Origin of the sequence: Streptomyces sp. NPDC060198, from assembly GCF_042728415.1 — a bacterium.
In the GTDB taxonomy this organism is placed as follows: domain Bacteria; phylum Actinomycetota; class Actinomycetes; order Streptomycetales; family Streptomycetaceae; genus Streptomyces.
Genome location: NZ_JBHWZJ010000301.1, coordinates 1 through 8,371, shown reverse-complemented (window position 1 = coordinate 8,371; position 8,371 = coordinate 1). Strand labels below are relative to the sequence as shown.

At 74.2% G+C, this 8,371-nt stretch carries 7 protein-coding genes and 1 other RNA gene; 5 read left to right on the top strand and 3 right to left on the bottom strand.

Features of this window, described 5'->3' with window-relative positions; all coding sequences use genetic code 11:
* Nucleotides 1-381: 381 nt before the first annotated feature.
* Complete coding sequence (locus ACFWEP_RS27155; protein WP_387373772.1) at nucleotides 382-2,064, bottom strand: hypothetical protein; 1,683 nt, start codon at nucleotides 2,062-2,064, stop codon at nucleotides 382-384.
* Nucleotides 2,065-2,572: 508 nt separating this feature from the next.
* On the opposite strand from ACFWEP_RS27155, the gene ACFWEP_RS27150 reads away from it, so the two are divergent.
* The 3 genes from ACFWEP_RS27150 to ACFWEP_RS27140 are packed head-to-tail and all read left to right on the top strand — an operon-like array spanning nucleotide 2,573 to nucleotide 5,456.
* Nucleotides 2,573-3,409 carry a Nif3-like dinuclear metal center hexameric protein gene (locus tag ACFWEP_RS27150; RefSeq protein WP_387373769.1) on the top strand — a complete coding sequence of 279 codons (837 nt, stop codon included), beginning with the start codon at nucleotides 2,573-2,575 and terminating at the stop codon, nucleotides 3,407-3,409.
* Nucleotides 3,406-4,149: a zinc ribbon domain-containing protein gene (locus ACFWEP_RS27145; protein WP_387373774.1), complete on the top strand. Its 744-nt coding sequence runs from the start codon at nucleotides 3,406-3,408 to the stop codon at nucleotides 4,147-4,149. Before ACFWEP_RS27150 ends, ACFWEP_RS27145 begins: the two co-directional genes overlap by 4 nt.
* The gene (locus ACFWEP_RS27140; protein ID WP_387373767.1) at nucleotides 4,149-5,456 is read left to right on the top strand and encodes a bifunctional RNase H/acid phosphatase; all 1,308 of its coding nucleotides are present in this window, start codon (nucleotides 4,149-4,151) and stop codon (nucleotides 5,454-5,456) included. Before ACFWEP_RS27145 ends, ACFWEP_RS27140 begins: the two co-directional genes overlap by 1 nt.
* Nucleotides 5,457-5,489: 33 nt before the next feature.
* On the opposite strand, the gene eda is transcribed toward ACFWEP_RS27140, so the two are convergent.
* Both eda and yaaA read right to left on the bottom strand, forming a co-directional pair.
* Nucleotides 5,490-6,152, bottom strand: a complete 663-nt coding sequence (gene eda / locus ACFWEP_RS27135) for a bifunctional 4-hydroxy-2-oxoglutarate aldolase/2-dehydro-3-deoxy-phosphogluconate aldolase (RefSeq protein ID WP_387373764.1) — start codon at nucleotides 6,150-6,152, stop codon at nucleotides 5,490-5,492.
* A gap of 132 nt (nucleotides 6,153-6,284) precedes the next feature.
* Nucleotides 6,285-7,085, bottom strand: a complete 801-nt coding sequence (yaaA, locus tag ACFWEP_RS27130; protein ID WP_387373762.1) for a peroxide stress protein YaaA — start codon at nucleotides 7,083-7,085, stop codon at nucleotides 6,285-6,287.
* A 180-nt stretch (nucleotides 7,086-7,265) separates the two neighbouring features.
* Between yaaA and ACFWEP_RS27125 the strand changes: the two genes are divergently transcribed.
* A complete protein-coding gene (locus ACFWEP_RS27125; protein WP_387373761.1) occupies nucleotides 7,266-7,811 on the top strand; it encodes a TetR/AcrR family transcriptional regulator in 546 nt (181 codons plus the stop codon).
* 106 nt (nucleotides 7,812-7,917) lie between these two features.
* Nucleotides 7,918-8,319: RNase P RNA component class A (gene rnpB / locus ACFWEP_RS27120), an RNA gene on the top strand.
* The last annotated feature ends 52 nt before the right edge of the window (nucleotides 8,320-8,371 follow it).

Genomic DNA, 8,371 nt, shown 5'->3' with positions numbered 1-8,371 from the left:
ACCCCCGCCACCTCTCTCCGCGCTTTCCGGCACCGGCGTTTCAGGACATTCCGTCGTCTCCGTGGGTAGGCCGGCGGTGCCGGCCGTGAGTCTGCGCGGAGGTGGTCTGCGCAGACACACCCCCGCGGTGCTTTCCGGAGCCGCCGGCTTCGGCTTGTTGTGCGTCCGCCCCCGGCGGGCACGTCTGCATCGTGTCGGTTCGGGCTTCAGACATGTGGGAAGTCACCCCGTCGCGTTTGCTTGCGTGTGTACCGGGGCCCGCCGCCACCCGTGCCGGCCCCTCCGGATCTCGTCCCGCCTGTCCGGAAATGCCCCTGGGCATGGTCACACTGCGCACCCGTACGGAACGACCGCGTAGCCCCCGCCGAATTCTAGGCCGTGTCAGCCGGGCGCCGGGCCGCTCCGCGGATACACCTGCCCCAGCGGAACGGGCCTGCACTCCACAGGAGATGATCCGGCGGCGGATGGTTGCGTTCCGGTTTCGTCCGCCGGTCCGGGGCCGCGCCGCACACCGTCGTACGCCTGTGGCGGGGCGTCCTCCGGAGCCTCCAGCCGCGCCAGCCCGCAGGGTGCGTCGGGGCGCGCGTACGGCAGGCTCAGTACGCCGTCACGGCTCCAGGAGCCCGACCCGGTCTGCCAGCCCGTCGGTGCGACGAACTGGTGGAGACGGCGGCCCGTCGGACGCCAGACGCCGAGCCAGCTGCCTGCCGCGCCGTCGATCCGGAGGGCGACCGCGCAGCTCTCCGGCATCAGCATCTGTCCCGGCTGCACCGCGAACGGCGTGACGGTCACGTCCGCCGGGCACAGGCACTCCGGGAAACGAACCGGCAGCGCGCTGCCCAGGATGCCCCAGCCGAGCCGGTCCCGCCCCGGGGCGTCGGAGCGGAGCAGGAAGAGTCCGCTGTCCGGTTCGGCGATCAGCAGCCGGTCATTGCTCCCTGGTGCGATCTGGAGGAGCGGAGTCACCTCGCCGCCGCGTTCGAGGTCGACGGCGACCGTCTTCACCGGTCCGCCGCCGGGGGGCCTGCGATCGAGGGCCAGCACCCTGCCCGTACGGTCCAGCCAGACCCCGCCGGAGCAGAGCCCCGGCACATCGGCCACGTGCTCGGGACCGAAAGCGCCGCCCGCCACCCGCCAGACGGAGGTGGTGAAGATGCCGGGCGCCAGGGCGTAGACGCTCGCCCCGTCCGGGGCCGGTGCGATCAGCGTCATACGCTCGCACTCCACACTTCCGAGCGGCAGCTCGCCGGTCCCGGGGCCGGTCGGGTAGAGCAGCGAGAACGCGTGCCGGTCCGCCACCCGTCGCCGGATCAGCACCCGCCCGTCCGCGAGCGGCACCACCTGCGAGTCGGGTTCCTCCGGCTGGTCCAGCGGGAGCGGCACCGCGTACGGCTCCGGACCGTCGAGCGTCCACCGCTCGGGGTACCAGCCCCGGCCGAGCGCCTCGCTGCCGCCCCTCGTGAGCCGCGCCGCGTACGCGCCGTCCGCCGAGAGCGTCAGCGTGCCCGCCGCGTGCGGGGCCCGGAGACCCGCTGACGCGGGGGCGTCGGCGGGCGTCGGCGGGATGCGGCGGGGAAGGGGGGCGGCCTCGGCGGAGGTGGCCGGGCGCCGGGTGGCCTCGGCGGAGGTGGCCGGGCGCCGGGTGGCCGACAGCCCTGCGGCGTTCGCGTGGACGGTGACCCCGGGTGCGGGTGCCGCGACGGGCGGGGGTGGGGGCGCCGGAGGAGGCGTCGCCGGGGAGGGCGAGCCCGTTCCCGACGAGGCGGGTGCGGCCGCTCCGGAGAGCGCCGCCGGTGCGGGGGGCGCCGACGACCCGGTCGACGTGTGGAACGCGGCTGTCGTCGGTGAGCCGACGACGGCCCCCACGAGCGGGACGAGGGTGGTCGCGTCGACGCTCCGGCCGGCCGGAGCACCCGTGGGCACCACCGTCCGCCCGGTCACGACGACCCGGATGGCCATCGGGGCCACGCCCTCGTGGGCGGGAGAACCGTCGGCGGGGGGACCGTCGGGACGGGCTCCGCCGTGGCGGGACCCGTCCGGCGCGGCGGCCCGGGCACCGGGCACGGACCGGGCTCCGCCGTCGCTCGGCGCGACGTACGGCGTGGCGGTCCGTCCGGACGCCTCCGGCGTCCGCGGCCCTCGCGTTTCCAGCCCCTCACCTCGCTGCGGTTTCCCGGGTGTCCCGGGATCCTCGGGTTCCTCGGGCGCGGGTTCCGGCTCCCTGGCCGCCCCGACGCCCCCTTGGGTCAGACCTTCTGCGACACAGGCAGTCATGGGATGTGTCACCTCCGGCGACCGAAGCTAGTTTTCGGGCTTTCCGCCGACCAACGCCACACCCACCGCTTCACACATAAGGATGGTGTAAACCGGAATCGAGGGTGAGTGGTCGAGGCGCTGTGCTTCTGCCGAGCCCGAGCCCCACGTCGGCGCCCGGGCCGGGCCCGCCCCCGATGCCCGACCGAAGGCGGTCCGGGAACCCTCCGAGGTGACGATGCGTGACCGGAGTGGGGCGCTACGGGTGGGTACGCGCAGCCATGACCGGTGCGGTGCGCAGGCCAGGTAGCCTTTCCCCGTGCCCCGTCTGTCTGAAGTCATCGCCGAGCTCGACGCCCTCTGGCCCCCCGAGCGGGCCGAGGGGTGGGACGCGGTGGGCACGGTCTGCGGAGACCCCGACGCGGAGGCCGACCGGGTCCTGTTCGCCGTCGACCCGGTGGGGAGCGTCGTCGACGAGGCGGTACGCCTCGGAGCCCAGCTCGTCGTCACCCATCACCCGCTCTACCTGCGAGGGACGACGACCGTCGCGGCCGACACCTTCAAGGGCCGGGTCGTGCACCGGCTCATCACGCACGGCATCGCGCTGCACGTCGCGCACACCAACGCCGACACCGCCGACCCCGGAGTCTCCGACGCCCTGGCCGGAGCGCTCGGCCTGCGCGTCACCGGCCCCCTCGTGCCCGACCCCACCGACCAGCACGGCCGTCGCGGCCTCGGCCGGATCTGCGAGCTGGACCACCCCGAGACGCTGAGTGACTTCGCCGCCCGCGCCGCGGCCCGGCTGCCCGCCACCGCGCAGGGCGTCCGGCTGGCCGGCGACCCGGAGGCCACCGTGCGTACGGTCGCCGTCAGCGGCGGCTCCGGCGACAGCCTCTTCGACGCGGTGCGTGCGGCGGGCGTCGACGCCTTCCTCACCGCCGACCTGCGCCACCACCCGGCTTCCGAGGCGGTGCAGCACTCCCCGCTCGGCCTCGTCGACGCCGCGCACTGGGCCACCGAGTGGCCTTGGTGCGAGCAGGCCGCGGCACAGCTCGACGCGATTTCCGACCGCCACGGATGGGACCTGCGGGTCCACGTCTCGAAGCAGGTCACCGACCCCTGGACCACCCACCACTCTTCTGGAGCCCCCAACTGAACGCCGCGCCCGCCGACCAGATCCGACTTCTCGACGTCCAGGCACTCGACGTTCGCCTCGCGCAGACCGCGCACAAGCGGGCCTCGCTGCCGGAGCACGCGGAGATCGAGTCCCTCAACAACGACCTCGCTCAGCTCCGCGACCTGCTGGTCGCCTCCCAGACCGAGGAGAGCGACACCAGCCGCGAGCAGACCAAGGCGGAGCAGGACGTCGACCAGGTGCGCCAGCGTGCCGTCCGCGACCAGCAGCGTCTCGACTCCGGCGCGGTCTCCTCGTCGAAGGACCTGGAGAGCCTCCAGCGCGAGATCACCTCACTGGCCAAGCGCCAGGGCGACCTGGAGGACGTGGTCCTCGAAATCATGGAGCGCCGCGAGGCCGCCCAGGAGCGGGTCACCGAGCTGACCGACCGGGTCGCCGCCGTCCAGGCCAAGATGGACGACGCCACCGCGCGCCGCGACGCCGCGCTCAAGGAGTTCGACGCCCAGACCGAGACGATCGGCAAGGACCGCGCGGTCGTCGCCGAGGTCATTCCCGCGGACCTGCTGAAGCTGTACGACAAGCTCCGCACCCAGCAGGGCGGTGTCGGTGCTGCCCGGCTCTACCAGCGCCGCTGCGAGGGCTGCCGCCTGGAGCTGAACATCACCGAGGTCAACGACGTGAAGGCGGCGTCTCCCGACACCGTCCTGCGCTGCGAGAACTGCCACCGCATCCTGGTGCGCACCTCGGAGTCGGGCCTGTAATGCCCTCGCCCCACCAGCTCGTCGTCGAAGCCGACGGAGGTTCCCGGGGCAACCCGGGGCCCGCCGGTTACGGCGCCGTCGTCGTGGACCCGGCGACCGGCGAAACGCTCGCCGAGGCCGCCGCGTACATCGGCGTCGCGACGAACAACGTCGCCGAGTACCGGGGCCTGATCGCCGGCCTCCGGGCCGCGAAGGCGCTGTTCCCGGAGGCGGCGGACGGTTCCGTCCGGGTCCACGTGCGGATGGACTCGAAGCTGGTGGTCGAGCAGATGTCGGGCCGCTGGAAGATCAAGCACCCCGACATGAAGCCCCTCGCGGCGGAGGCGGCCACCGTCTTCCCGCCCTCCGCCGTCACCTACGAGTGGATGCCGCGCGAGCGGAACAAGCACGCGGACCGGCTCGCCAACGAGGCGATGGACGCGGGCCGCCGGGGCGAGCAGTGGGAGCCCTCCGCCTCCACCGCGGCCCTGGACGCCCCGGCCCGTCCGGCCGTCGGCGAGTTCGGGGACGTACCGCCCCGCGAGGTGGGCGACGCGTCCGCCGGAGCGGCCAAGGTGCGCGCCGCCCTCGCCGCCGCCCGTACCGGCTCCGCGGGTGTCTCCGACGCCGCTTCCCGTACCTCCGGGGCGACCGCCGCTCCGGCCGTCACCCCCCGGGTGGGCTGGGCAGCCGCCCCGGACATGGGCGCCCCCGCCACCTTCCTGCTGCTCCGGCACGGAGAGACCGTGCTGACCCCGGAGAAGCGGTTCTCCGGCAGTGGCGGAACCGACCCCGAGCTCTCCGCGACCGGCCGGGAGCAGGCCGGACGCGCCGCCGCGCACTTCGCGGCCCTCGGCACGGTCCAGGAGATCGTCAGCTCACCGCTGCGCCGGTGCCGCGAGACCGCGGGCGCGGTGGCGGACCGCCTCGGCCTCGACGTGACGGTCGACGAGGGGCTGCGGGAGACGGACTTCGGCGCCTGGGAGGGCCTCTCCTTCGCGGAGGTGCGTGAACGCTACGGCTCCGACCTGACGACCTGGCTCACCGACCCGCAGGCGGCGCCCACGGGCGGCGGCGAGAGCTTCGTGGAGGTCGCCGACCGGGTGGCCCTCGCGCGCGACCGGCTGGCCGCCGCGTACGCCGGCCGTACCGTCCTGCTGGTCAGCCATGTGACGCCCATCAAGACCCTGATCAGGCTGGCGCTCGGCGCTCCCGCGGAGTCCATGTTCCGGATGGAGCTCGCCGCCGCGTCCCTCTGCGAGGTCGCGTACTACGGCGACGGCAACGCGTCCGTACGCCTCTTCAACGACACCTCGTACCTGCGGTAGGCCCGCCGTCCCCGCGGCGGGCCGTGCCCGGCCTCAGCCGCGCAGAGTCGCCGCCTCGGCCGCCAGACGCTCCACCCTGGCCCAGTCCTTCGTGGCGATGGCCTCGCTCGGGAGCATCCAACTTCCGCCCACGCAGCCGACGTTGGGCAGGGCGAGATAGTGCGGGGCCGAGGCGGCCGAGATGCCCCCGGTGGGGCAGAACCGCGCTTGCGGCAGCGGCGCGGCGAGCGCCTTGAGGTAGGCGGTCCCGCCGGCCGCCTCCGCCGGGAAGAACTTCATGTCGGTGACCCCGCGTTCCAGCAGGGCGACCACCTCGGACGCGGACGAGACCCCCGGCAGGAAGGGCACGCCGGACGCCCGCATCGCCGCCAGCAGGGTGTCCGTCCAGCCGGGGCTGACCAGGAACTTCGCCCCGGCGGCCACCGTTTCGGCCACGTTCGCCACGGATATCACCGTGCCCGCGCCCACCGACGCGGTCGGTACCTCGCGGGCGATGGCCGCGATGGCGTCCAGCGCCGCCGCGGTCCGGAGCGTCACCTCGATCGCCGGAAGCCCGCCCGCGACGAGCGCCCGGGCGAGCGGTACGGCGTCCGCCGCGTCCTCCAGCACGACGACCGGGACGACGGGGGCGAGGTCGAGCACGGACACGGACGGGGCGGGGGACGTGGTGGCGACGGCGGGCGCGGGGGAGGTCATGGCGTCATCCTGCCGCCGTCCCGCACTCCCTGCAACGATCGTTGCGCATGATGCAACGGTCGTTGCGCCGTGGCCCGCCGCCGGGGAACTCCGTCGTGGCCCGCCGTCCGTGGCCGCCATCAGTGGCCGCCGTCAGTGGATCTCCGTCACCACCACGTCGAGCGACCACGGCCGCCCCGCGCGGGCCGGCGCCTGCGCCTCCACCACGTAGCCGAGGCCGCGCAGCACCTCCACGAGCCGCTCCGGGTTCTCCGGGGCGGCGCCCGCCTCCAGCAGGTCGCGGACCATGCGGCCCTTCGTCGCCTTGTTGAAGTGACTGACCACGGACCGCTTCTCGACCCCGTCGACCAGCTGCGACTGGAGCACCCGCACGCTCGCCGTGCGCCCGGCGAGCTCGCCCTTCGGCTTCCACGCCGACGCGTACGCGGACGAACGCAGGTCCAGGACGAGCCCGTCACCGGCGGCTTGCGGCAGCACCGGCTCCATCGCCGCCCGCCAGTGCGCGGCGAGCGAGCCGAGGGCCGGCAGTTTCACGCCCATCGAGCAGCGGTACGACGGAATCCGGTCGCTCACGCGTACGGCGCCCCACAGCCCGGAGAAGATCAGCAGCGAGGCCGAGGCCCGCCGCTTGGCCGCCGCGTCCAGGGTGGCCAGGTCCAGGGCGTCGTAGAGGACACCCGTGTAGATCTCGCCGGCCGGCCGGGTCGGAGCCGTGCGCAGCTCCGCGTTCTTGCCGACCTCGCCGCGCAGCCCCTCGGTGAGCCCGAGCACCCCGCGCGCCTTCTCCTCGTCGGCCAGGCACAGCTCCACCAGCTCGTCCAGCACGGCCGCACGCGCCGGGGCGAGCCCCGGCAGCGACAGGGACTCGGGCTTCAAGGGTGCCCCGCGCCCCGGGGCGGCCTTGCCCTCGGAGGGCGGCAACAGCACGAGCACGGCGGTTCTCCTTCGTACAGGGGCGGAAGAACCAGGTTACGGGGCCGGACGAGGCTGCCGGGCCGAGGTCCGCCCCGGCCGGCCGCTCTCCCAGAGGGGCTCCTTTCGGTCAGCTCGGCCGAATCTCGTACGATCGCGATTTCGGCCACGGACACTCCGGGGCCAGGAAGGGTTATCCGCGTGACCGACCTCGCCGTCCGCGCCGCCACCGGCAGCCTCGCCACCGGCCGTCCCCGGCAGATCGTCTCCGCCGCCCGCGCGCTGCTGGAGGAGGAGGGCCCGGAAGCACTCACCATGCGGCGCCTGGCCGAACGAGTGGGGTTCCGGGCCTCGTCCCTGTACAAGTACTTCCCCGACAAGTCGTCCGTGGTGGCGGCCATGGCGGCCGAGATGTACCGCGAGACGGCCGCCGTGCTGACCGCCGCCGAGGCGTCGGCGCCCGGGTCGTTCCCCGTCCTGGCCACGGCCTACCGCGCGTACGCCCTGGCCCACCCGCACCTCTACCTGCTCGCCACCGGCTGCCGCCCGGACCTCCCGGCCCTCGCCCCCGACCGCCGGAAAGCAGCGGCCCCCCTCTACCGGGCCGTCGCCGGCGACGCGGACCGCGCCAGGGCCGCCTGGGCGTTCGCGCACGGCATGGTCGTCCTCGAACTGAACGGCCGCTTCCCGCCGGAGGCCGACCTCGCCGAGGCGTGGACCGCGGGCATCACCGCCTTCGCCCGCTGACGCCCGGCCCCGCTGACGCCCGGCCCCGTTCCGGTGCGGTTCGCGTTCCGGCACGGAGCCGCAGGCGGGAGCCCTCCCGCGCCGGGTACGATGGCGGCACGGCAGACGAGCCGGGCGGACGGCCGCGTGGAGATCCCCGGATCTCCCCGAGGAACGTCCGGGCTCCACAGGGCAGGGTGGTGGCTAACGGCCACCCGAGGTGACTCGCGGGACAGTGCCACAGAAAACAGACCGCCCGGGACTCAGGTCCCGGGTAAGGGTGAAACGGTGGTGTAAGAGACCACCAGCGCCTGAGGTGACTCAGGCGGCTAGGTAAACCCCACCCGGAGCAAGGTCAAGAAGGACCGTCGCAAGACGGCCCTGCGCGAACGTTCGAGGGCGGCCCGCCCGAGTTCGCGGGTAGACCGCAGGAGGCCGGCAGCAATGCCGGTCCTAGATGGATGGCCGTCTCCCCGGCCGCCGCGAGGCGACCGGGCGACAGAACCCGGCGTACAGCCCGACTCGTCTGCCGTCACCTGCGAATTTGTCGCGGAAAGGGCCTCCGACCTGCGTCGGAGGCC